The organism is Pseudomonas sp. LBUM1644, from assembly GCF_059716195.1.
Window position 1 is genome coordinate 5850453 of the sequence record NZ_CP166812.1, and the last position, 23072, is coordinate 5873524.

Genomic DNA, 23072 nt, shown 5'->3' on the forward strand with positions numbered 1-23072 from the left:
TAGACGTTTTACGTCTGCCGGAAGGCCTAAGGAGATGTGCAAGATGCCCAAGGTCGGTATGCAACCCATTCGCCGCCAGCAGTTGATCGAAGCCACATTGCAGGCTGTCGATCAGGTCGGGATGGGAGACGCCAGCATTGCGCTGATCGCCCGTTTGGCCGGTGTCTCGAATGGCATCATCAGTCACTACTTTCAGGACAAGAACGGCCTGATCGCCGCTACGGCGCAGTACCTGATGAGTGTCCTCAGCGAGAACGTCACCGCGCGCCGTCAGGCGCTGACAGATGAAAGCCCACGGGCGCATCTGCAGGTGATTATCGAAGGCAACTTCGACGCCAGCCAGGTCAATGGCCCGGCAATGAAAACCTGGCTGGCCTTCTGGGCCACCAGCATGCACCACCCGTCTTTGCACAGGTTGCAGCGGATCAACGATCACCGCCTGTATTCCAACCTGTGCTGCCAGTTCCGCCGGGTATTGACGCTCGATGACGCGCGCAGTGCAGCGCGGGGCCTGGCAGCCCTCATTGACGGTTTGTGGTTGCGCGGCGCGCTGTCGGGAGATGCTTTCGACACCGAGCAAGCGCACCGGATCGCTTACGAATACATGGATTTCCAACTGGCCAAGCAGGTGAGTTAGAGCACACATAACCGCTCAACCCCTGAACCGCTACCGGCCGCGATGCCAATGCTTGACGGCACGCCCGGTGGTTAACGCCAACCAACTTATGCTCTGCGAGGACTTTATGGCCCGTTTCGAACTGCAAAAACTCTACATCGATGGCGGCTACAGTGACGCCAGCAGCGACGCCACTTTCGAAGCCATCAACCCGGCTAACGGTGAAGTCCTCGCAAACGTACAGCGTGCGACCAAAGAAGACGTGGAGCGCGCTGTGGTCAGCGCCGAAAAGGGCCAGAAAATCTGGGCGGCGATGACCGCCATGGAGCGTTCGCGCATCCTGCGTCGAGCCGTGGACATCCTGCGCGAGCGCAACGATGAACTGGCCGCCCTGGAAACCCTGGACACCGGCAAGTCGTACTCCGAAACCAAGTACGTCGACATCGTCACCGGCGCTGACGTGCTGGAGTACTACGCAGGTCTGGTACCGGCCATCGAAGGCGAGCAGATCCCGCTGCGCACCACTTCGTTCGTCTACACCCGTCGCGAGCCGCTGGGCGTTGTCGCCGGTATTGGCGCGTGGAACTACCCGATCCAGATCGCCCTGTGGAAATCCGCACCGGCCCTGGCGGCCGGCAACGCGATGATCTTCAAGCCAAGCGAAGTCACTTCCCTGACCACGCTTAAACTGGCCGAGATCTACACCGAAGCAGGCCTGCCAGCTGGCGTGTTCAACGTCCTGACCGGCAGCGGCCGTGAAGTCGGCACCTGGCTGACCGAGCACCCGCGCATCGAAAAAATCTCCTTCACCGGCGGCACCGACACCGGCAAGAAGGTCATGGCCAGCGCTTCCGCCTCGTCGCTCAAAGACGTGACCATGGAACTGGGCGGCAAATCCCCGCTGATCATTTTCGACGACGCCGACCTCGACCGCGCCGCCGATACCGCGATGATGGCCAACTTCTACAGCTCCGGCCAGGTCTGCACCAACGGCACCCGTGTGTTTGTACCGACGCACCTCAAAGCGGCTTTCGAAGCCAAGATCGCCGAGCGCGTTGCGCGCATCCGCGTCGGCAACCCGGAACACGAGAACACCAACTTCGGCCCGCTGGTCAGCTTCGCCCACATGGAAAGCGTGCTGGGCTACATCGCCAAAGGCAAGGAAGAAGGCGCTCGCGTTCTGTGCGGCGGCGGCCGTCTGACCGAAGGCGAATTCGCCAAAGGCGCGTTCGTGGCGCCGACCGTGTTCACCGACTGCACCGACGAGATGACCATCGTTCGCGAAGAAATCTTCGGCCCGGTCATGGCCATCCTGACCTACGACACCGAGGAAGAAGTGATCCGTCGCGCCAACGAAACCGACTTCGGCCTGGCCGCTGGTGTCGTCACCAAGGACCTGAACCGCGCTCACCGCGTGATTCATCAACTGGAAGCCGGTATCTGCTGGATCAACGCCTGGGGCGAGTCCGACGCGAAAATGCCGGTCGGTGGCTACAAGCAATCGGGCGTGGGCCGTGAGAACGGCATCAGCTCGCTGAACAACTTCACGCGCATCAAATCGGTACAGGTCGAACTCGGCGACTACGCCTCGGTGTTCTAAGTCCCGGCTGAAAACCCTGTAGCAGCTGCCGAGGCACGAGGCTGCGTTGCGCGTCCGCAGGACCACCCTCAAGGGGCCGCTGCGCAGCCCAACGCAGCCTCGTACCTCGGCAGCTGCTACAGGCGACCTGACCACTTTCAAAGAGGGTGCATTCAATGTCCCAAGAATTCGATTACATCATCATCGGTGCCGGCTCGGCCGGTAACACCCTGGCGACCCGTCTGACTGAAGACGCCGGCGTCACCGTCCTGCTGCTCGAAGCCGGCGGCCCGGACTACCGTCTCGACTTCCGCACACAAATGCCGGCCGCTTTGGCGTTCCCGCTGCAAGGCCGCCGCTACAACTGGGCGTACGAAACCGATCCAGAGCCACACATGGACGGTCGCCGGATGGAATGCGGTCGCGGCAAGGGCCTGGGCGGTTCTTCGCTGATCAACGGCATGTGCTACATCCGCGGCAACGCGATGGACTACGACAATTGGTCCAAGCTTCCAGGTCTGGAAGACTGGGATTACCTGAACTGTCTGCCGTATTTCCGCAAGGCGGAAACCCGCGACATCGGTCCGAACGACTACCACGGTGGCGAAGGTCCGGTCAGCGTGACCACGCCGAAAGCCGGCAACAACCCGCTGTTCCACGCGATGGTTGAAGCAGGCGTGCAAGCCGGTTACCCGCGCACCGAAGACCTCAACGGTTACCAGCAAGAAGGCTTCGGCCCGATGGACCGTACCGTCACGCCGAACGGCCGGCGCGCCAGCACCTCTCGCGGTTACCTGGACGTTGCCAAGAAGCGTTCGACCCTGACCATCGTCACCCACGCCCTGACCGACAAGATCCTGTTCGAAGGCAAGCGCGCGGTCGGCGTGCGTTACCTGATCGGCGCCGCTGAAGAGCGCGTTGAAGCCCGCGCCCGCAAGGAAGTGCTGCTGTGCTCCGGCGCCATCGCTTCGCCGCAGATTCTGCAACGTTCCGGCGTCGGCCCGGCCGAACTGCTGAACAAGCTCGACATCCCGGTGGTCCACGACCTGCCAGGCGTCGGCGAAAACCTGCAGGATCACCTTGAGCTGTACCTGCAATACGCCTGCACCCAACCGGTCTCGCTGTACCCGTCGCTGCTCTGGTACAACCAGCCAGCCATCGGTGCCGAGTGGTTGTTCAACGGCACCGGCATCGGCGCCAGCAACCAGTTCGAAGCCGGCGGTTTCATTCGTACCCGTCCGGAATTCGATTGGCCGAACATTCAGTACCATTTCCTGCCGGTCGCGATTAACTACAACGGCAGCAACGGTGTGAAAGAGCACGGCTTCCAGGCACACATGGGTTCCATGCGTTCGCCAAGCCGCGGTCGCATCCAGGCCAAGTCCAAGGATCCTCGCGAGTACCCGAGCATCCTCTTCAACTACATGGCCACCGAACAGGACTGGCAGGAATTCCGTGACGGCATCCGCCTGACCCGTGAAATCATGCAGCAGCCTGCGCTGGACGCCTTCCGTGGCCGCGAAATCAGCCCGGGCATCGACGTGCAAACCGATGAGCAACTCGACAAGTTCATCCGCGAACACGCCGAAACCGCGTTCCACCCGTCCTGCTCGTGCAAGATGGGCACCGACGAAATGGCCGTGGTCGATGCCGAAGGCCGTGTGCACGGCATGCAAGCCCTGCGTGTGGTCGATGCCTCGATCATGCCGATCATCACCACCGGCAACCTGAACGCGCCTACGATCATGATCGCCGAGAAAATCGCCGACAAGATTCGCGGTCGCAAACCGCTGCCGCGCAGCACCGCCGCCTACTTCGTGGCCGGTGATGCACCGGTGCGGGGCAAGCCAATGCGGGATGTGAGCCCTGCTGCTCAGTAAGACGCGAAACCGAGGCGCTACCTTCGCGGGCAAGCCCGCTCCCACAGGTTCCGGGTTGGATTGCAGATTTGTGATCCACCCAAGATCCCTGTGAGAGCGGGCTTGCCCGCGAAGAGGCCCGACCAGACACCCCATATCTCCCGGCAATCCTTCCCCACACCGATCCAAGCTTGATCCCATCCCCCGCCCAGGCCTAATCTAGCGCCACGCAAACGTTTCACCCCCCTCGCTGCATCGCTACACCGCCACTCCATACCAGGGAGGTTCCCGAATGTTCGATTTCCACCCCCAGCTCAAGCAGCGCTTCGCTGCCTTGCGCACGGGAGCTGAATTCTTTTCGCTGCGTTATGTGCGTGAGTCCGGCCAGTACCTGTCGGTGCGCAAGAATGTCGCCGAACCTCCAAGCCTGAGCCGTGACGAAGGCGCGATGCTGACCGTTCGGGTCAACGGCGTCGAAGCCTATGCCGCGACCAACGATCTGTCGCAACAAGGCCTGCAAACCGCCCTCGACCGCGCCGAGCAACAAGCCCGGAGGCTCAAGCCCCATGCGTTGCTCGACCTGCGCGAACAAGCCGTTTCCAGCGATCGCGCCGATTACTTTTCGCCGAACCTCGACCAGCCCTTCCCATCCCTGAGCGACTGCTACCAACTGCTCGGCGCCGAATCCGCCGCCGTGCCCAAGGACGAGCGACTGGTGAACTGGCAGGTGAGCATCGGTATCACCAACGTCGAGCAAATCTACCTCAGCAGCGCCGGCGCCGAACTGCGCCAGGCGCAACGTTTCATCTACCCGAGCCTGGAAGTCACCGCCTACGACGGCAGTGACAGCCAGACCCGCACCCTCGGCCGCGAGAACTTCGGCCAACAGGGTGGCTTCGATGTCATCAGCCGCTGCGGCCTGGTGGGCGCCGGCCCGAAAATCGCCGATCAAGCGCTGCAATTGCTACTGGCGCCAAACACCCCGCAAGGCCCGCGTGACCTGTTGTTGATGCCCGACCAGATGATGCTGCAGATCCATGAATCCATCGGTCATCCGCTGGAACTGGACCGCATTCTGGGCGACGAGCGCAATTACGCCGGCACCAGTTTCGTCAAGGCAGAAGACTTCGGCAGCCTGCAATACGGCTCCAAATTACTCAACGTAAGCTTCGACCCGGACATCCCCGAGCAGCTCGCCAGCTACGGCCATGATGACGATGGCACCGCTGCCAGCAAGCAATTCCTGATCAAGGAAGGTGTGTTGCTGCGTCCACTGGGCGGTGCGCTGTCGCAATTCCGCGCAGGCCTGGATGGCGTCGCCAACAGTCGCGCCTGCGGCTGGAACCGTCCGCCAATCGATCGCATGGCCAACCTCAACATCGAGCCCGGCGATCAGCCACTGGAACAACTGATCGGCACCATCGAACACGGCATTTTGATGAGCACCAACCGTTCGTGGTCGATCGATGATGCGCGCAACAAATTCCAGTTCGGTTGCGAGTGGGCGCAGTTGATTGAAAACGGCGAACTCAAAGGCGTGGTGAAAAACCCCAACTACCGGGCGATTTCCGCGCAGTTCTGGAAAAGCCTCAGCGCCGTTGGCGATGCCGACACCTTCAAGGTTCTCGGTACGCCGAACTGCGGCAAGGGCGAACCCAATCAGGTTATCCGCGTCGGCCATGCCTCGCCCGCCTGTGTGTTCAGCCATGTCGATGTGTTTGGGGGAGACGCCTGATGAGTCAGTCGACGAGCATTTCAAAAAGCCAGGCTGATGTGTTCAAGGCTCTGGTCAACGGGTTGCGCGACGCGATTCGCGAACCGGAGCAGTTCACCCTCAGCTACGCCGCCGAGTCGTCGGCCTTCGTGCGATTCAATCACGCCAAGGTTCGACAGGCCGGTCATGTGCAGCAGGCGAGCGTCGGTTTCAAACTGATCAACGAAGGCCGGCATGCCGACCTTGATATCACGCTGTCCGGCGATGCTGAAGGCGATCTCCAGCGGCTGGCCGACGGCCTGCAACAGTTGCGCGAGACCTTGCCGCTGGTGCCGCAGGATCCGTACTTGCTGCTCAACTACACCGGCTGGCAGAGCAAGAATGTGCAGGAGCATCCGCTGCCGGACACCGAGCAGGTGGTGGCCGAAATCACCCAGGCTGCCGAAGGGCTGGACCTGGTGGGTTTCTACGCCGCCGGCCCGATCAGTCGCGGTTTCGCCAGCTCTTCAGGTGCGTTCGGCTGGCATCAGGCCAACAGCTTTAACTTCGATTTCAGCCTGTTCCACGAAAACGGTCAGGCGGTGAAGGCCAGCTACGCGGGGCACGACTGGAACAGCGAGGGGTTTGCCAAACGCTTCCGGCAGGCGCGCGAGCAACTGGCGTTCCTGGGCAGACCGCAACGCACGTTGGCGCCAGGACAGTACCGGGCCTATCTGGCACCGGCAGCCCTGGGAGAGATCATGGACATGCTGGGCTGGGGCGGCTTCTCGGCGCAGTCGATTGCCAGTAAAAACAGTCCGCTGCAGAAGCTTTACGCGGGTGACCATTCGTTCAGCACGCTCGTGTCGATCGATGAAAAGGTCAGCGGTTCGTTGAGCCCGGCGTTTTCCGGCGAAGGTTATCCGCGCAGCGATCTGCAATTGATTGTCAGCGGCAAGGCGGGTGCCCAGATGGTCAGCTCTCGCAGTGCGGCGGAATATGGCCTGACCGCCAACGGCGCCAGTGGCGGTGAAATGCCAAGCGCCTTGAACATGCTGGGCGGGACGTTGCCAGAAGCCGAGATCCTCAAGCAACTAGGCACCGGTTTGTACATCAGCAACCTCTGGTACCTGAACTACTCGGACCAACCGGCTGCGCGCCTGACCGGCATGACGCGGTTCGCGACGTTCTGGGTCGAGAACGGCGAGATACAGGCGCCGGTCAGCACCATGCGCTTTGATGACAGCGCCTACAGTTTGCTGGGTTCGCAGCTGGAAGCGTTGACCGAGGAGCGCGAATTGCTGCTGTCGGCCAGCACCTACAGCCAGCGGGCCACGGCCTCGGCGTTGTTGCCGGGTGCCTTGATCAGTCGACTAACATTGACCCTGTAAAAATACCCGTTCCCCGAATACGGGGGATTTTGTGGCGAGGGGATTTATCCCCGTTGGGTGGCGTAGCCACCCCAAAAGCTTACGACTGCTTCGCAGCCGAACGGGGATAAATCCCCTCGCCACAATGGTTCTTTGCCAACCCACAAGAGGTCCCATGCCCAACCGCCAACCTCTCGACGCTGTCACTGCCCGCTGGGTCCCGTGGGTCGTCGCCATTGCTTTCTTCATGCAGTCCCTCGACGGGACAATCCTCAACACCGCCCTGCCGGCCATGGCCCGCGACTTGGCGGAAGACCCGTTGCGCATGCAGGGCGTGATCATCGCCTACATGCTCACCGTTGCCTTGCTGATCCCCGCATCGGGCTGGATCGCCGACCGTTTCGGCACCAAGAAAATCTTCTTCGGCGCGATCCTGTTGTTCAGCATCGGTTCGCTGCTCTGCGCGTTGTCGACCAGCCTGAGCCTGCTGATCGGCGCCCGGGTGATTCAAGGCCTGGGCGGCGCGCTGATGCTGCCGGTCGGCAGGCTCGTGGTCCTGCGCGCTTACCCGCGCTCGGAACTGGTGCGGATCATGGGTTTCATCACCATTCCCGGCCTGCTCGGCCCGTTGATCGGCCCGACGATGGGCGGCTGGATGGTGGAATACCTGACCTGGCACTGGATCTTCCTGATCAACTTGCCGGTCGGCGCCATCGGCTGCTACGCCGTCTGGAAGTTCATCCCCGACCTGCGCGGTAGCGAACGCACGCGTTTCGACAGCCTGGGCTTTTTGCTGTTTGGGGCGGCGATGGTGCTGATCACCATCGCAATGGAAGGCCTCGGCGAATTGCACCTGCCGCACTTGCGGGTGATGTTGCTGCTGTTCGGCGGCATGGCCTGCCTGGCGGCGTATTGGTTGCGGGCCGGGCACACCGAGAATCCGCTGTTTGCGCCCTCACTGTTCCAGACCCGTACCTTCGCCGTCGGCATCCTCGGCAACCTGTTCGCCCGTCTGGGCAGCGGCGCCCTGCCGTTCCTCGTGCCGTTGCTGCTGCAAGTGGCGCTGGGTTACTCGCCGTCCCAGGCCGGGATGAGCATGCTGCCGCTGGCTGCTGCGGCGATGGTCGCCAAGTCCGTGGCGCGACCGATGATCGAGCGCCTGGGCTACCGGATCGTGCTGACCGGCAACACCTTGGCCCTGGGGCTGATGCTGGCGAGCATGGGGCTGGTCAGCGAACAAACGCCGTACTGGTTGCTGCTGGGGATGCTGGCGATTCTCGGCGCGATCAACTCGCTGCAGTTCACCGCGATGAATACCGTCACGCTCATCGACCTCGACGACGCCAGCGCCAGCAGCGGCAACAGCCTGCTGTCGGTGGTCGCGCAATTGTCCCTGAGCCTCGGCGTTGCCTGCGCCGGTGCCTTGCTCGGCGGGTTTACCGCAGAAGTCGGAAACGATGGGGTGGACACGATATTGGGCGCGTTCCAACTGACCTTCGTGACCGTCGGGATCATGGCAATGCTGGCCGCCACCATCTTCTCGCAACTTTCACCCAATGATGGTCGACGAACAGTCAGCCGCGAGCACGACATAGAGCACTGATTTGTAGCAGCTGCCGAGCCACGAGGCTGCGTTGCGCGTCCGCAGGACCGCCCTCGGGGGCCGCTTCGCAGCCCCACGCAGCCTCGTGCCTCGGCAGCTGCTACGACGTCTCGTCCGGAAACTACGGGCGAATGGCCATAGGACTGATACACTGCGCGACATTTTGTTTTGCAGGCCAGTCCCGTGACCACCATCGCCACCGCTTTTAATACTTTGCCGCTGTCCGCCGCCATGCTGGCTAACCTCGACTCCCTCGGTTATGCCCAGATGACGCCGATCCAGGCGCAAAGCTTGCCGGTGATCCTCAAGGGGATGGATCTGATCGCCCAGGCCAAGACCGGCAGCGGCAAGACCGCCGCCTTCGGTATCGGCCTGCTGAACCCGATCAATCCGCGCTTCTTCGGTTGCCAGGCACTGGTCATTTGCCCGACGCGCGAGCTGGCTGACCAGGTGGCCAAGGAAATCCGTCGCCTGGCCCGTTCCGAAGACAACATCAAGGTCCTGACCCTGTGCGGTGGCGTGTCGTTTGGCCCGCAGATCGGTTCTCTGGAGCACGGCGCGCACATCATCGTCGGCACCCCGGGTCGTATCCAGCAGCACCTGCGCAAGGGTTCGCTGATACTTCATGGCCTGAACACGCTGATCCTCGATGAAGCCGATCGCATGCTCGACATGGGTTTCTACGATTCCATCGAAGAAATCATCGCCCAGTGCCCGGAACGTCGCCAAACCCTGCTGTTCTCGGCCACTTACCCGGTGGGCATCAAGCAGTTGGCCTCGAAGTTCATGCGCAACCCTCAGATTGTGAAAGCCGAGGCGTTCCACGACGACACGCAGATCGAGCAGCGTTTCTACGAGATTTCTCCGGAAGAACGCATGGACGCGGTGGTTAAGGTCCTTGCGCATCACCGTCCGGCGTCCTGCGTGGCGTTCTGCTTCACCAAGCAGCAGGTTCAGGAAACCGTCGATCACCTGACCGCCAAAGGCATCTCTGCCGTCGGCCTGCACGGCGATCTGGAACAACGTGACCGTGACCAGGTACTGGCAATGTTCGCCAACCGCAGTACCTCGGTACTGGTTGCCACCGACGTCGCCGCTCGCGGTCTGGACATCGATGCGCTGGACATGGTGATCAACGTCGAGCTGGCCCGTGATTCGGAAATTCACATTCACCGTGTAGGCCGTACGGGCCGCGCCGGTGAGAAAGGGATTGCGATCAGCCTGGTCGCCCCGTCCGAAGCGCACCGCGCCCAGGCCATCGAGCAACTGCAGAAGTCGCCGTTGAGCTGGGATCAGCTGGACAACCTCAAGTCCCAGGGCGGCGGACCGTTGCTGCCGGCGATGAGCACGTTGGTTATCGGCGCGGGCCGTAAAGACAAAGTACGTCCGGGCGACATTCTGGGTGCACTGACGGGCGATGCCGGCATTCCGGGTGCCCAGGTCGGCAAGATCGCCATCTTCGACTTCCAGGCCTATGTGGCCGTGGAACGCGGCATCGCCAAGCAAGCCTTGCAGCGCCTGAACGACGGCAAGATCAAAGGCCGCTCGTTGCGCGTGCGCATCCTGTAAGAACTACGCATATCCCCTGTAGGAGCTGCCGAGTGAAACGAGGCTGCGATCTTTTGATCTTAAACAACAAGGTCAAAAGATCGCAGCCTTCGGCAGCTCCTACAGGTTTTCTATTCCGAGGACACCGTTTTGCGCTCTACCGAAGTCATGATCATTGGCGCTGGCGCCGCAGGGTTGATGTGTGCGCTGACCGCCGCCGGGCGTGGGCGCAAGGTGATGTTGCTCGACCATGCGAACAAGGCCGGCAAGAAAATCCTGATGTCGGGCGGTGGCCGCTGCAATTTCACCAACATGTACACCGAACCGGGCAATTTCCTCTCGCAAAACGAACACTTCTGCAAATCCGCACTGGCGCGCTACACCCAGTGGGATTTTATCGGCATGGTCGCCAAGCATGGCGTGCCGTACCACGAGAAAAAACTCGGCCAGTTGTTCTGCGATAACAAATCCAGTGACATCCTGGAAATGCTGCTCAACGAGTGTGATCAGGTCGGCGTCAGCCTGCACCTGGACACCTCGATCCAGACCATCGAGAAGCTCGAAAGCGGCTACTTGCTGGACACCACGCTCGGTCAGTTGACGTGCGAATCGCTGGTGATCGCCACCGGTGGCCTGTCGATCCCGACGCTGGGCGCGACCGGTTTCGGTTATCAGGTGGCGAAGCAATTCGGCCACGACTTGCTGCCGACCCGCGCCGGCCTGGTGCCGTTCACCATCACCGATCAGCTCAAGGAAATTTGCACCGAACTGTCCGGCACGTCGGTGGATTGCCTGGTGAGCTGCAACGACCAGAGCTTTCGCGAGAACATCCTCTTTACCCATCGCGGCCTCAGCGGTCCGGCCATTTTGCAGATTTCTTCGTTCTGGGAATCCGGCGACACGGTGGAGATCAACCTGATGCCGGACCACGACGTGCCGACCTGGCTGCAACAGCAGCAAGCCGAGCGCCCGAACAGTGAGCTGAAAACCCTGCTGGGTGAAATCTTCACCAAGAAGATGGCCAACCTGCTGGCGGACAACTGGTTCGTCTCCAAACCGATGAAACAGTACACCCATGCGGAAATCGCCGACATCGCCGAAAAACTGGCGAGCTGGAAAGTGGTGCCGGCCGGCACTGAAGGCTACCGCACTGCGGAAGTAACGCTGGGCGGCGTCGATACCCATGAAGTGTCGTCGAAGACCATGGAATCGCTGAAAAGCCCTGGCCTGTACTTCATCGGTGAAGTGCTCGACGTGACCGGGCATCTGGGCGGTTTCAACTTCCAGTGGGCCTGGGCCTCCGCCTACGCCGCCGCGCAATACGTCTGACCACCCCACCCCTGTAGGAGCTGCCGCAGGCTGCGATCTTTTGATCTTGAAAAACAAAATCAAAAGATCGCAGCCTCGTTTCACTCGGCAGCTCCTACAGGGGATCGTATTTCACGGTGGGTGTTTCGCCAGGGAAGGAACAGATTTTGCTGTCAGATGTGATCGGCGCCATTGCGTCGGCGTCATTACTGGCTCAATTTAGCGGCATTGCCTCGGAAGGCCCTCGCACTTCATGTCATCGACCCCATTTCGTCAGTCTCTGCGTCGCCTCTGGGCGCTGGATAAATTCAGCTACAGCGTGCGGGTGTTCATCGCCCTGACCGGCACCATGGCTGTCTGTTGGTATCAGGATGAAATGGGGCTGCTGATCCCGTTGTTCCTCGGGATTATCGCCAGTGCCCTGGCCGAAACCGACGACAGCTGGCAGGGCCGTCTCAATGCGCTGGCCGTGACGCTGGTGTGTTTCAGCGTCGCCGCGCTCTCCGTCGAATTGCTTTTCCCCTACCCCATTATCTTCATCATCGCCCTGGCGCTGGCCAGTTTCGGCCTGACCATGCTCGGCGCCCTCGGCGAGCGCTATGGCGCGATTGCTTCGGCGACGTTGATTCTGTCGGTGTACACCGTGATCGGCGTGGACCAGCGCGGCGGCGCTGTGACCGATTTCTGGCACGAGCCGATGCTGCTGGTGGCCGGCGCGGCCTGGTACGGTTTGCTCTCGGTGTTGTGGCAAGCCCTGTTTTCCAACCAGCCGGTGCAGCAGAGCCTGGCGCGGTTGTTCCGTGAGCTGGGTTTTTACCTGAAGCTGAAATCGTCGTTGTTCGAGCCGATCCGCCAGATGGACGTGGAAGCGCGCCGACTGGAACTGGCCCAACAGAACGGTCGTGTGGTGGCGGCATTGAACGCGGCCAAGGAAATCATCCTGCACCGGGTCGGCAACGGCCGGCCAGGCTCGAAAGTCAGCCGCTACCTGAAGCTGTACTTCCTCGCCCAGGACATCCACGAGCGCGCCAGTTCGTCGCACTACCCTTACAACGCCCTGGCCGAAGCGTTCTTCCATAGCGACGTGCTGTTCCGCTGTCAGCGCCTCCTGCGCCAGCAAGGCAAGGCCTGCCGTGCACTGGCCGAGTCGATTCAGATGCGCCAGCCGTTCATCTATGACGCGAGCTTCGCCGAAGCCCTGGGCGATTTGCATGCCTCGCTCGAACACCTCCGCGTTCAGAGCAACCCGGCCTGGCGCGGCTTGCTGCGGTCATTGCGGGCACTGGCGGCCAATCTCGGCACACTCGACCGTTTGCTCAGCGACGCCAGCAACCCCGATGCCTTGGCCGACGCCACCGACAGCAGCCTGCTCGACCGCTCACCGCGCAGCCTCAAGGATGTGTGGGTACGATTGCGCACTCAACTGACACCGACGTCACTGCTGTTCCGGCACGCCCTGCGCTTGCCGCTGGCGCTGAGCATCGGCTACGGCATGGTGCACTTGATCCACCCGTCCCAGGGTTACTGGATCATCCTCACCACCCTTTTCGTCTGCCAGCCGAACTACGGCGCCACACGACGCAAGCTCGGCCAGCGGATCATCGGCACGGCCATCGGCCTGACGCTCGCCTGGGCGCTGTTCGACCTGTTCCCGAACCCGCTGATCCAGTCATGCTTCGCCATTGCCGCCGGCGTGGTGTTCTTTACCAACCGCACCACCCGCTACACGCTGGCCACGGCGGCAATCACCCTGATGGTGTTGTTCTGCTTCAACCAGGTGGGTGACGGTTACGGGTTGTTCCTGCCACGGCTGCTCGATACCTTGCTCGGCAGCCTGATCGCGGGGCTGGCGGTGTTCCTGTTCCTGCCCGACTGGCAAGGCCGTCGCCTGAACAAAGTGCTGGCCAACACCCTGACCTGCAACAGCATCTACCTGCGCCAAATCATGCAGCAATACGCCGCTGGCAAACGCGACGACCTGGCGTATCGACTGGCGCGGCGTAACGCCCACAACGCGGATGCGGCGCTGTCGACGACGCTGGCCAACATGCTGATGGAGCCGGGGCATTTCCGTAAGGAAGCGGACGTCGGGTTCCGCTTCCTGGTGCTGTCGCACACCTTGCTCAGCTATTTATCCGGCCTGGGCGCCCACCGTGAGACCCAGTTACCGCCCGATGTACGCGAGCATCTGATCGACAGTGCCGGCGTGAAACTGGCCGCCAGCATCGATGAAATCGCCCAAGGCCTGGCGAGCAAACTGCCAATTGCGATTCAGAGCGATGAGGAAGAGGCGCTGGCCAACGAACTGGAGCAGATGCCGGATGAGATCGACGAAGGCCAACGGCTGGTGCAGACGCAGTTGGCGTTGATCTGCCGGCAGCTTGGGCCGTTGCGGACGTTGGCGGCGCATTTGATCAAGGATACTAGCGAGGATTGAGAGGTGTGTTGTCAGGGATGACCCCTTCGCGAGCAAGCCCGCTCCCACACTTGATCTTTGTCGTACACGAAATCTGTCCACACTGGAGAACTAATGTGGGAGCGGGCTTGCTCGCGAAGGGGCCATCAACCACACCACAAAGCTCACATCCCATGCTGCTTCATCAACCGCTCATAACTCCCGTCCACTTTCATCGCCGCAATCTCGCGGTCAAAACCGGCGACGATCTGTTCATGCTGCGGGTTCTTCAGGCTGACCAGAATATGCAGGCTGTTCTCGCTCAGCGGCTTGGGCAAGAACTCCACCGAGTTACGTACCTTGGCTGACTCGCGGGCCAAGTAGTAACGGGCGACGTATTCGTCTTCCAGGGTCAGCTTGACCCGATCGGCTGCGACCATACGCACGGCCATGGCGAAGCTGTGCACCGGAATTTTTTGCAGCGAGACGTCGTCGTCGAATTCCGGGGAATAGGCATACCCGCGCACCACCGCTATCGGATAGGTGTGCAGTTGTTGCAGGTTGTTGTATTCGATCGGTGCGTCTTTGCGCTTGAGAAAGCGCACGCGGTTGAGCAAGTACTCGCCGGAAAACTGGCCGAGTTTGGTGCGTTCGTCGGTGTACCAGGCGTTGACCAACACGTCGTACCGACCCTCGCCTACTCCCAGCAAGGCCCGCGCCCAAGGCACCTGTTCGAAATCACTGGCATAGCCGGCCCGGGCCAGGGCGGTGCTGACGATGTCCGTGGCCAACCCACCGTTGACCAGCGTGGCGTCGGTAAACGGCGGCCAGGCATCAGCCACCAGCCGCAGTTTTTCCGCTGCCGCGCTTTGAGTCAGCAACAGCAATCCAATCAAAGCAAAAGCTCGATGCAATCGCGGCATGCTAGAAAATCCTTAGCGGGCGGGCTGCCCGGCGTGTTTTCAGCCAAAACTTCCAGGTTCTGTACCGGCATGATTCCGGTCTAACCTTAGCTCATTGAAGCCACTGCAAAGCGCGTCATCGAAGATTACACAAAGAAGGCAACGCCGCGCGAAATGAATGATGGCATTTTGTCCTTTGTCACAGAATTCTTCGCCATAAAGACAACTTTCAGCAGGACGCTTAGTATCGGAGCGACTTGGTCAAGGAATGTGAAGATGACAGTCGATTGGATCTGCAAACACCACAGCGATCTGGGCAAAGAGCAGCTGTACGCCATTCTGCAATTACGGGCAGAGGTTTTCGTCGTAGAACAGAAGTGCGTGTATCAAGACGTCGACGGCCAGGATCTGGAGGGGGACACCTGCCACTTGATGGCCTGGCAAGAGGATCGGCTGGTGGCTTATCTGCGGTTGCTTGATCCTGAGTTGCAGGGCGGTGACGTGGTGATTGGGCGGGTGATTACCGCGCCTGGGGCACGCGGCGCCGGGCTTGGGCATGAGTTGATGGCGCAGGCATTGAAGCAGGCTGAGAAGCGCTGGCCCGATGCGCCGGTTTATCTCTCGGCCCAGGCGCATTTGCAGGGGTATTACGGGCAGTACGGGTTTGTGGTGGCGGGTGAAGAGTTTCTGGAAGATGGCATTCCGCATATTGGGATGCGCCGTTTCTGAGGGCCCTTTCGCGGGCAAGCCTCGCTTCTACAGATTTTGGTCGTATTCGCAGACCTTGTAGGAGCGAGGCTTGCCCGCGAAGGCGTCAGACGACCCAACGCAGAAATTCAGGGATATTCAAGCACCGCTTTAATCTGCTGAAGATTGCGCTCGATCCACCCTCGATCAATCGCTCCCCACTCGCGAATCCGGTAGTGCCCCGCATGGTTGCGCGCGCCCTCTTCCTGCTCGAACTCGCAAACGATATCCAGGTCCGCCAACGCCGCAATGGTGTCCTGGGCCGTGCGCCGCGGCATGCCCGTGACGTCGGTCAGCGCCGGGACGCTGCTGGCCAGCCCGCTGTCGATCAAGTACGCCACGTACAAGCGGCGGTAGAAGCTGCTTTTGGTCTTGCTTACGTCCATCTACACATTCCGTATTGATTAGAAGATCAAAAGATCGCAGCCTTCGGCAGCTCCTACATATCCCGCCATGTCAGGTACACCCGCAAATCGAATTCCACCTGGTGATACCCCGGCAACATGTGTTCGCACAGTTTGTAGAACGCCTTGTTGTGATCCGACTCCTTGAAGTGCGCCAGCTCATGCACCACGATCATTTTCAGAAACTCGGAGGGTGCCTCCTTGAACAACGAGGCCACGCGAATTTCTTTCTTGGCCTTGAGCTTGCCGCCCTGCACCCGGGAAATCGTGGTGTGCAGGCCGAGGGCGCGATGGGTCAGGTCCAGTCGGTTGTCGAACAACACCTTGTCGATGGCCGGCGCGTTGCGCAGATATTCCTGCTTGAGGTCCAAGGCATAGGTGTACAGCGCCTTGTCGCTCTGCACCCCGTGTTTTTCCGGGTAGCGCTGGCTCAGGTAGTCGCCCAGCCGACCCTCGGCGATCAGCTGGCGCACCTGGTCCTGCAACGTTGCGGGATAGGCCTGGAGGTATTTCAACGCGGTCATTTGGGCAGCAACAGAGTCACGAAAAGGTCATCAGTGTAGCGAATTCAGCCCGCCAGCGCGCTCCAGTCGAACGGCTGTGCAAAGGCGCCGACCTCCTCGGCCATCATCGGCCGCGCCACCAGGAAACCTTGCACGTACCCGCAACCATTGGCTTGCAGCCACTCGTACTGCGCAACGGTTTCCACGCCTTCGGCAATCACCAGCATCCCGTACTGATTGCACAGTTCGATCACGTTGCACACCAGCGCCGCATCCCGTGAGGAGTCCGGCAGGCGGGCGATCAAATGACGATCAAGCTTGAGGGTGTCCAGTTCAAGGTCGCGCAGGTGCGACAGCGAACACGGCCCGGAACCGAAGTCATCCAACGCCACCCGCACCCCGAGTTTGCGCAGCAATCGCAGCTGTTTGCGGGTTTCCTCAGGATTGTGTGCCAAGGCCTCTTCAGTCACCTCGACCTCCAGATGATGCGGTTGCAAGCCATGACGCTCCAGCACCTGGCGCAATTCGGTCACCAGATTCGGCATGCCGAACTGAGTGCTGCTCAAACTGACGCCCAGCACCAGGTCCTCGGCAAACAGGGTTTCCCAGGCTTTGCGTTGCCCGGCGCCACGCTGGTAGATCCAGCTGCCCAGGCGGCTGATCAGCCGAGCCTCCTCCAGCAACGGTAAAAACAACCCTGGCGGTACGTCGCCGACACTCGGATGCTGCCAGCGCAACAACGCCTCGAACCCGCGAATCCGGCCATCGGCAATGGCCACCTGCGGTTGATAAACCAGATTGAAATCACGGTTCTCGATGGCCGTGCGCACGCTTTCTTCGAGCATCAAGCGCGAGCGCGCCCGGCCATTCATTTCGTGATCGTAGAAGCGATACTGCTGACGCCCGGCGCGCTTGGCTTCATACATGGCGATGTCGGAGGCCCGCAGCAGACCGTCGAGGCTGGCACCGCAATCCGGGAAGGTGGCAATGCCGATGCTCGCCCCCAGCGCGATATCCAGCCCATCAATCTGCTGACACATCGACACCCGCTCAATGAGCTTCTCAGCGATTTTTGCCGCCTGCTCGGGAAACTCCAGGTCCAGCAACGCCGTGAACTCGTCACCGCCCATGCGCGCCAGGATGTCAAAGGGCCGCAAGCAGGCTTTCAACTGCTCGGACACCCAGCGCAGGACCCGGTCGCCCGCGTCGTGACCGAGAGAATCGTTGACCCGCTTGAAACCGTCAAGATCGAGGTAAAGCAGGACCCATGCGCTGTCCGAGCGTTCGCCTCGCAGCAGCAGGTTTTCCGCGGTCTGATAGAACCCCCGGCGATTGAGCAGCCCGGTCAGCGGATCGGTCACAGCCTGGAATTCCAGCTGCTGATGCAGGTGACGCACCACCGACATGTCCTGCACCGTCACGACCATAGCGTGTTGCTCGGAGGGCAACGGTGCGCAAGACAGCGCCACCGGCACTTGCTGACCGGGCGCCGTGCGCAACAGTGCGTCGTGCAGGCGCAGCGTCTCGCCGCGTGTGTAGCCGGTCAGCATGTCCGACTCAGCCCAGATCGGGATATGCGGTTTTTGCAGGAAATCCAGAAACTCCTTGCCTTGCAGCTCTTGCACCGTCGCATTCAGCAGGCGCGACATCGCAGGATTGGCAAACTGGATCAGCCCGTCCTCCCCCACCACCAGAATGCCTTCGGCAGCGTTTTCCAGTACCGAGGCATTAAACGCGCGAGCGGCTTCCAGATCATGACTCAGGCGCTGCAACGCGCGGCGGTTGCGCTGGTGCTCGAGCAACGCCTGAACTTTGGGTTTGAGCACTTGAGGGTCGAACGGTTTGAACAGGTAGTCCACCGCGCCGCTGGCATAGCCCTTGATCACGGCGTCCTGGGACTTCTCGTTGGCGGTGAGGAAAATGATCGGTGTAAGGCGGGTTCGCTGACTGCCACGCATGAGGCGCGCCACTTCAAACCCATCCATGCCCGGCATTTGCACATCCAACAACACCAGGTCGACATCATGCTCAAGTAACAGCCCGAGCGCCTCGAAACCCGAGGCGGCGGTCATGATCTGCCAGTCCTGACGCTGCAATAAAGCGCGCATGCTGAGCAGGTTTTCAGGGTAATCATCGACGATTAAAAGAATCGAACTGCCTTCAGCTGGCGGGGGGTGCGCGCATTCCATGCTGCTTCTCTTGTTCGGGGCGTCAGGCCGGTTTCTCGTGAAAACCGGACAAATACTAAGCCTTCACTCTAGACCGGCTTCCGTGAAAGCAGAAGGTGTCAGTGCGCCATCATTTAACCAATGCGTCCATTTGCCGACTAACGGTCGCGTCTACAGGCCCCTGAAACCGCGACAGATGGCCTTTTAACAGGATTTTGACGTCATCCATCTGTCAGACAGGCGTTAACAAACCGGCCTTCTACGCTTATAAAGACCGCCCTCCAAGGCGCGTGCTAGAGCTTCTGGTACGTCCGTGCTGTAAAAATCTGTGGAAGCTTTCTATGATCGATCTCGCAACCTGGAACCTCAGTGTTCCTGTCGGCAACCCGCCATACACCGTTGAAACAGCCAAACTGGTGAAGGGTTTCAAGGATCAATACTTCCACTCCGACACCGGCACGCTGTTTTTCTGGTCTCCGGTGACCGGCACTCGCACCGAAAACGCGAAATATCCCCGCACTGAACTACGCGAAACCTACAGCAACGGCACCCTGCGCAACTGGCTCTACCCGGACGCCGACAACTCCCTGCGTGCCACCCTCGCGGTGAACCAGGTGCCGAGCTCGGGCAAAATCGTCATCGGCCAGATCCATGCCTATGAAAGCCAGAAGCCTCTGGTGAAAGTCGAGTATCAGTACAAGACCAGCACGAAGACAGGCAACATCGTCGCCAAAGTGCGCATGCACCCTGATGATGGCGAAGGACGGGTTATTACCATCGCTACCGGCGTGAAGCTGGATCAGGAGTTTTCCTACTTCATCCACCTCAGCCCCGGTGGTGCGCTAGGCATCAGTGCGGCGGGTTACCAGTGGGACACCGACATCAGCAAGACCTGGCGCGACAAGCCGCTGTACTTCAAGGCCGGGGTCTATGTGCAGGACAACACCGGGTACACCAGCGAAGGCGGGAAAGTGACGTTCAGCAAACTCGATATCGATCACGACAAGTAAGGCTGATCGCTCCGTAGCAGCTGCCGAGCCCGCGAGGCTGCGTTCGGCTGCGAAGCAGTCGTAAAACTGAGACGGTGTTTTTTCAGATGTACTGTGTTTGCCGGATTACGACTGCTTCGCAGCCGAACGCAGCCTCGCAAGCTCGGCAGCTGCTACAGGGATGAGAACGAGCCGGGCATTCACCCACAAAAAAAAACCCGCCTCTCGGCGGGTTTTTTCATACGACTCAAACGCTGAACGCTTAGTTGACCTTAGCGTTCAACTCACCTTTCAGATAACGCTGATACATCGCTTCCAGCGAGATCGGCTTGATCTTCGAAGCGTTGCCTGCGGTGCCGAAAGCTTCATAACGAGCGATACACACGTCACGCATCGCCGTCACTGTCGCGCCGAAGAATTTACGTGGGTCGAATTCGCTCGGGTTGGTGGCCATCAATCGACGCATCGCACCGGTGGAAGCCAGGCGCAGGTCGGTGTCGATGTTGACCTTGCGCACGCCATGCTTGATGCCTTCGACGATTTCTTCAACCGGTACGCCGTAGGTTTCTTTGATGTCGCCGCCGTACTGGTTGATGATCGCCAGCCAGTCTTGTGGAACCGAAGACGAACCGTGCATCACCAGGTGAGTGTTCGGGATGCGTTTGTGGATTTCCTTGATGCGGTCGATCGCCAGTACGTCGCCGGTAGGCGGCTTGGTGAACTTGTACGCGCCGTGGCTGGTGCCGATGGCGATGGCCAGGGCGTCGACCTGGGTGCGTTTGACGAAGTCAGCGGCTTCTTCCGGGTCGGTCAGCATTTGGCTGTGGTCCAGAACGCCTTCGGCGCCGATGCCATCTTCTTCACCGGCCATGCCGGTTTCCAGCGAACCCAGGCAGCCCAGCTCGCCTTCTACCGATACGCCGCAGGCGTGAGCCAGGGCAACGGTTTGTTGGGTAACACGGATGTTGTAGTCGTAGTCGGTCGGCGTCTTGCCGTCTTCGCCCAGGGAGCCGTCCATCATGACCGAGCTGAAGCCCAGCTGGATGGAGCGCTGGCAGACGTCAGGGCTAGTGCCGTGGTCCTGGTGCATGCACACCGGGATGTGCGGGAATTCTTCGATGGCGGCCAGGATCAGGTGACGCAGGAACGGCGCGCCGGCGTATTTGCGAGCACCGGCCGAAGCCTGGACGATCACCGGGGAGTCAGTCTTGTCAGCGGCTTCCATGATGGCGCGCATCTGCTCAAGGTTGTTGACGTTGAAGGCTGGAACGCCGTAGCCGAATTCGGCTGCGTGGTCCAACATCTGGCGCATGCTGATAAGTGCCATTGTGTGTGTCTCTCCCGGTTTGGGTCGTTAATCGTGCCAGCCTGCCGTAGCGGCGGCGGCTATTCAAGTTATTGCAGATCGGGGGTCAGCCCGACCTGCGAATTCGGTATTGCACGCGCCCCCTGTAGGAGCGAGCTTGCTCGCGATGGTGGCCCAAACAACGCGGGCATTCAGGTACCCCGCGTTATCGTTAACGGCCATCGCGAGCAAGCTCGCTCCTACAGGTACGGCGCAGTCCATTTACTGCGCTTTACAACCGCGGCCGATCAAATCATTGGTGGCGACCCAGTACACCAGGCCTTCCTCACCTTTTACGTGAAACGCCAGCATGTCGTTGCTGTACAGCGAGCCTTCGGCGCCCGGCTCAAGTTTCAAGCGGTAGACCTGATCGGCCCCACCCAGGCGAACGTCGACTTCCTTGCGGCTGTCATCGCTGTAGCGCCAAAGCACTTTGGCCTGGCTGTCGCAGGTCCAGGTGGTCCAGCTGTCCGTCGATTCGGCGGGCTTGAACAGGTTCAAACTGGAGCAACCTGCCAGCAGTGCCAGCGCCGTAACGGCGATAAAACCTTTCATCCGTGTTCCTCGACTGACGGCGCACGCCGCCAGCCCTGAGTAAAGAGTCAGACCCGTCAGGGGCAGCCACGTTCCTTGGCCGGCGTCTGTGTTTCGTATTTGTCCAGGCCATCCGGCCCGGAACGCTTGTTGATGACCGGGTTGGTTTCCGCCTGCCAGTCGGCCTGGTAGCAGCCATCCTGAGGGGCAGACGGCGCGGGGTCCGGCTTGGCTTTCGGGTTACTCCCGCAAGCTGTCAGCAACCCTGCGACGATCAACATCGCTAACGTCTTGACCATCTGAACACTCCTTTGCCTGGTCAAATGCGCGGCCTCAGGCCTTGGCCCGGCTTTCCAGGACTTCAACGGCCGGCAGCACCTTGCCTTCGACGAACTCAAGGAACGCGCCGCCGCCGGTAGAAATGTAGGAGATTTGGTCCGCAACGCCATATTTATCGATGGCGGCCAGGGTGTCGCCGCCGCCAGCGATCGAGAACGCCGAACTTTGCGCGATGGCCTCGGCCAGGACTTTGGTGCCGTTACCGAACTGGTCGAATTCGAACACGCCGACCGGACCGTTCCACAAAATGGTCTTGGACGACTTGAGCAGCTCGGCGAAATTCGCCGCGGTCTGCGGGCCGATGTCCAGGATCATGTCATCAGCATCCACATCAGCGATCAGCTTGACGGTCGCCGTGGCGCTTTCAGCGAATTCCTTGGCGACGACAACGTCGACCGGCAGCGGCACGCTGACTTTGGTGGCGATGGCGCGCGCGGTGTCCAGCAGGTCGGGTTCGTACAAGGACTTGCCGACCGGATGACCGGCAGCGGCCAGGAAGGTGTTGGCAATGCCGCCGCCAACGATCAGCTGGTTGCAGATCTGGCTCAGGCTGTTCAGGACATCGAGTTTGGTCGAAACCTTGGAGCCGGCAACGATCGCGGCCATTGGCTGGGCCGGCGAACCCAGGGCTTTGCCCAGTGCGTCCAGTTCGGCAGCCAGCAACGGGCCGGCGGCGGCGACTTTGGCGAACTTGGCCACGCCGTGGGTGGAGCCCTCGGCACGGTGAGCGGTGCCGAAGGCGTCCATCACGAACACGTCGCACAGGGCGGCGTACTGCTGGGCCAATTCGTCAGCGTTCTTTTTCTCGCCCTTGTTGAAGCGCACGTTTTCGAACAGCACGATGTCGCCGGCCTTGACGTCGACGCCACCCAGGTAATCGGCCACCAGCGGCACTTCGCGGCCCAGGGCCTTGCTCAGGTAGTCAGCGACTGGCTTGAGGCTGTTCTCGGCGGAAAACTCGCCTTCAGTCGGACGGCCAAGGTGCGAGCAAACCATCACGGCCGCGCCTTTTTCCAGGGCCAGCTTGATGGTCGGCAGCGAAGCCAGGATTCGCGCATCGCTGGTGACAACACCGTCCTTGACTGGGACGTTGAGGTCTTCGCGGATCAGTACGCGCTTACCTTGCAGATCGAGGTCGGTCATCTTCAACACGGTCATGGGTCGCAATTC

General features: G+C 60.7%; 19 protein-coding genes. 11 read left to right on the forward strand and 8 right to left on the reverse strand.

Translation table 11 applies throughout. From position 1 onward, the window contains the following. Positions 1 to 43: 43 nt before the first annotated feature. The 9 genes from betI (at position 44) to yccS (ending at position 14013) form a co-directional block, all read left to right on the forward strand. Entirely contained in the window at positions 44 to 637 is a 594-nt protein-coding gene (gene betI / locus ACA052_RS26890) for a transcriptional regulator BetI (RefSeq protein WP_497647508.1), read from the forward strand. 106 nt (positions 638 to 743) lie between these two features. After that, positions 744 to 2216 carry a betaine-aldehyde dehydrogenase gene (gene betB, locus ACA052_RS26895; RefSeq protein ID WP_497647509.1) on the forward strand — a complete coding sequence of 491 codons (1473 nt, stop codon included), beginning with the start codon at positions 744 to 746 and terminating at the stop codon, positions 2214 to 2216. A 155-nt stretch (positions 2217 to 2371) separates the two neighbouring features. Then, positions 2372 to 4075 carry a choline dehydrogenase gene (gene betA, locus ACA052_RS26900; protein ID WP_497647510.1) on the forward strand — a complete coding sequence of 568 codons (1704 nt, stop codon included), beginning with the start codon at positions 2372 to 2374 and terminating at the stop codon, positions 4073 to 4075. A 271-nt stretch (positions 4076 to 4346) separates the two neighbouring features. Then, the gene (locus ACA052_RS26905; RefSeq protein ID WP_497647511.1) at positions 4347 to 5789 is read left to right on the forward strand and encodes a TldD/PmbA family protein; all 1443 of its coding nucleotides are present in this window, start codon (positions 4347 to 4349) and stop codon (positions 5787 to 5789) included. Continuing rightward, positions 5789 to 7138, forward strand: a complete 1350-nt coding sequence (locus ACA052_RS26910) for a TldD/PmbA family protein (protein WP_497647512.1) — start codon at positions 5789 to 5791, stop codon at positions 7136 to 7138. The genes ACA052_RS26905 and ACA052_RS26910 overlap by 1 nt, the downstream gene beginning before the upstream one ends. Before the next feature lie 154 nt (positions 7139 to 7292). Then, positions 7293 to 8720 carry a multidrug transporter subunit MdtD gene (mdtD, locus tag ACA052_RS26915; protein WP_497647513.1) on the forward strand — a complete coding sequence of 476 codons (1428 nt, stop codon included), beginning with the start codon at positions 7293 to 7295 and terminating at the stop codon, positions 8718 to 8720. 231 nt (positions 8721 to 8951) lie between these two features. Beyond that, a complete protein-coding gene (dbpA, locus tag ACA052_RS26920; protein WP_497650406.1) occupies positions 8952 to 10289 on the forward strand; it encodes an ATP-dependent RNA helicase DbpA in 1338 nt (445 codons plus the stop codon). Between the two features lie 129 nt (positions 10290 to 10418). Further along, positions 10419 to 11597, forward strand: coding sequence for a BaiN/RdsA family NAD(P)/FAD-dependent oxidoreductase (locus tag ACA052_RS26925; RefSeq protein ID WP_497647514.1), 1179 nt, complete (start codon positions 10419 to 10421; stop codon positions 11595 to 11597). A 232-nt stretch (positions 11598 to 11829) separates the two neighbouring features. Then, positions 11830 to 14013, forward strand: a complete 2184-nt coding sequence (gene yccS / locus ACA052_RS26930; RefSeq protein WP_497647515.1) for a YccS family putative transporter — start codon at positions 11830 to 11832, stop codon at positions 14011 to 14013. A 143-nt stretch (positions 14014 to 14156) separates the two neighbouring features. On the opposite strand, the gene ACA052_RS26935 is transcribed toward yccS, so the two are convergent. After that, complete coding sequence (locus tag ACA052_RS26935) at positions 14157 to 14894, reverse strand: substrate-binding periplasmic protein (RefSeq protein ID WP_497647516.1); 738 nt, start codon at positions 14892 to 14894, stop codon at positions 14157 to 14159. A gap of 255 nt (positions 14895 to 15149) precedes the next feature. On the opposite strand from ACA052_RS26935, the gene ACA052_RS26940 reads away from it, so the two are divergent. Continuing rightward, complete coding sequence (locus tag ACA052_RS26940; protein ID WP_497647517.1) at positions 15150 to 15602, forward strand: GNAT family N-acetyltransferase; 453 nt, start codon at positions 15150 to 15152, stop codon at positions 15600 to 15602. Between the two features lie 107 nt (positions 15603 to 15709). On the opposite strand, the gene ACA052_RS26945 is transcribed toward ACA052_RS26940, so the two are convergent. Genes ACA052_RS26945 through ACA052_RS26955 form a run of 3 tightly spaced genes read right to left on the reverse strand, consistent with a single transcriptional unit; the run spans position 15710 to position 18716 of the window. After that, on the reverse strand, positions 15710 to 16006 hold the full coding sequence (locus tag ACA052_RS26945) for a winged helix-turn-helix domain-containing protein (RefSeq protein WP_497647518.1): 297 nt from the start codon (positions 16004 to 16006) through the stop codon (positions 15710 to 15712). 53 nt (positions 16007 to 16059) lie between these two features. Continuing rightward, a complete protein-coding gene (locus ACA052_RS26950; RefSeq protein ID WP_497647519.1) occupies positions 16060 to 16548 on the reverse strand; it encodes a M48 metallopeptidase family protein in 489 nt (162 codons plus the stop codon). Positions 16549 to 16592: 44 nt separating this feature from the next. Continuing rightward, positions 16593 to 18716 (reverse strand): putative bifunctional diguanylate cyclase/phosphodiesterase, encoded by a 2124-nt coding sequence (locus ACA052_RS26955; protein WP_497647520.1) that lies wholly within the window; start codon positions 18714 to 18716, stop codon positions 16593 to 16595. Positions 18717 to 19036: 320 nt separating this feature from the next. Here ACA052_RS26955 and ACA052_RS26960 point away from each other — a divergent pair, with 320 nt between their 5' ends. Then, complete coding sequence (locus ACA052_RS26960) at positions 19037 to 19705, forward strand: polysaccharide lyase family 7 protein (RefSeq protein WP_497647521.1); 669 nt, start codon at positions 19037 to 19039, stop codon at positions 19703 to 19705. 241 nt (positions 19706 to 19946) lie between these two features. On the opposite strand, the gene fba is transcribed toward ACA052_RS26960, so the two are convergent. The 4 genes from fba to ACA052_RS26980 all read right to left on the reverse strand — a co-directional run bounded on the left by fba (position 19947) and on the right by ACA052_RS26980 (position 23060). Then, positions 19947 to 21011: a class II fructose-bisphosphate aldolase gene (fba, locus tag ACA052_RS26965; RefSeq protein WP_046045276.1), complete on the reverse strand. Its 1065-nt coding sequence runs from the start codon at positions 21009 to 21011 to the stop codon at positions 19947 to 19949. A gap of 240 nt (positions 21012 to 21251) precedes the next feature. Further along, complete coding sequence (locus ACA052_RS26970; RefSeq protein WP_497647522.1) at positions 21252 to 21584, reverse strand: MliC family protein; 333 nt, start codon at positions 21582 to 21584, stop codon at positions 21252 to 21254. A gap of 56 nt (positions 21585 to 21640) precedes the next feature. Beyond that, the gene (locus ACA052_RS26975; RefSeq protein ID WP_497647523.1) at positions 21641 to 21862 is read right to left on the reverse strand and encodes a hypothetical protein; all 222 of its coding nucleotides are present in this window, start codon (positions 21860 to 21862) and stop codon (positions 21641 to 21643) included. A gap of 34 nt (positions 21863 to 21896) precedes the next feature. After that, the gene (locus ACA052_RS26980; RefSeq protein ID WP_497647524.1) at positions 21897 to 23060 is read right to left on the reverse strand and encodes a phosphoglycerate kinase; all 1164 of its coding nucleotides are present in this window, start codon (positions 23058 to 23060) and stop codon (positions 21897 to 21899) included. Between the last annotated feature and the right edge of the window lie 12 nt (positions 23061 to 23072).

What these genes read in the sequence shown, in the direction of transcription:
- ACA052_RS26935 (WP_497647516.1), bottom strand. Translation starts at nt 14,894, where the DNA reads ATGCCGCGATTGCATCGAGCTTTTGCTTTGATTGGATTGCTGTTGCTG.
- ACA052_RS26940 (WP_497647517.1), top strand. Translation starts at nt 15,150, where the DNA reads ATGACAGTCGATTGGATCTGCAAACACCACAGCGATCTGGGCAAAGAG.
- ACA052_RS26975 (WP_497647523.1), bottom strand. Translation starts at nt 21,862, where the DNA reads ATGGTCAAGACGTTAGCGATGTTGATCGTCGCAGGGTTGCTGACAGCT.
- ACA052_RS26960 (WP_497647521.1), top strand. Translation starts at nt 19,037, where the DNA reads ATGATCGATCTCGCAACCTGGAACCTCAGTGTTCCTGTCGGCAACCCG.
- ACA052_RS26945 (WP_497647518.1), bottom strand. Translation starts at nt 16,006, where the DNA reads ATGGACGTAAGCAAGACCAAAAGCAGCTTCTACCGCCGCTTGTACGTG.
- ACA052_RS26905 (WP_497647511.1), top strand. Translation starts at nt 4,347, where the DNA reads ATGTTCGATTTCCACCCCCAGCTCAAGCAGCGCTTCGCTGCCTTGCGC.
- betI (WP_497647508.1), top strand. Translation starts at nt 44, where the DNA reads ATGCCCAAGGTCGGTATGCAACCCATTCGCCGCCAGCAGTTGATCGAA.
- mdtD (WP_497647513.1), top strand. Translation starts at nt 7,293, where the DNA reads ATGCCCAACCGCCAACCTCTCGACGCTGTCACTGCCCGCTGGGTCCCG.
- ACA052_RS26910 (WP_497647512.1), top strand. Translation starts at nt 5,789, where the DNA reads ATGAGTCAGTCGACGAGCATTTCAAAAAGCCAGGCTGATGTGTTCAAG.
- dbpA (WP_497650406.1), top strand. Translation starts at nt 8,952, where the DNA reads ATGCTGGCTAACCTCGACTCCCTCGGTTATGCCCAGATGACGCCGATC.
- fba (WP_046045276.1), bottom strand. Translation starts at nt 21,011, where the DNA reads ATGGCACTTATCAGCATGCGCCAGATGTTGGACCACGCAGCCGAATTC.
- ACA052_RS26980 (WP_497647524.1), bottom strand. Translation starts at nt 23,060, where the DNA reads ATGACCGTGTTGAAGATGACCGACCTCGATCTGCAAGGTAAGCGCGTA.
- yccS (WP_497647515.1), top strand. Translation starts at nt 11,830, where the DNA reads ATGTCATCGACCCCATTTCGTCAGTCTCTGCGTCGCCTCTGGGCGCTG.
- betA (WP_497647510.1), top strand. Translation starts at nt 2,372, where the DNA reads ATGTCCCAAGAATTCGATTACATCATCATCGGTGCCGGCTCGGCCGGT.
- betB (WP_497647509.1), top strand. Translation starts at nt 744, where the DNA reads ATGGCCCGTTTCGAACTGCAAAAACTCTACATCGATGGCGGCTACAGT.
- ACA052_RS26955 (WP_497647520.1), bottom strand. Translation starts at nt 18,716, where the DNA reads ATGGAATGCGCGCACCCCCCGCCAGCTGAAGGCAGTTCGATTCTTTTA.
- ACA052_RS26970 (WP_497647522.1), bottom strand. Translation starts at nt 21,584, where the DNA reads ATGAAAGGTTTTATCGCCGTTACGGCGCTGGCACTGCTGGCAGGTTGC.
- ACA052_RS26950 (WP_497647519.1), bottom strand. Translation starts at nt 16,548, where the DNA reads ATGACCGCGTTGAAATACCTCCAGGCCTATCCCGCAACGTTGCAGGAC.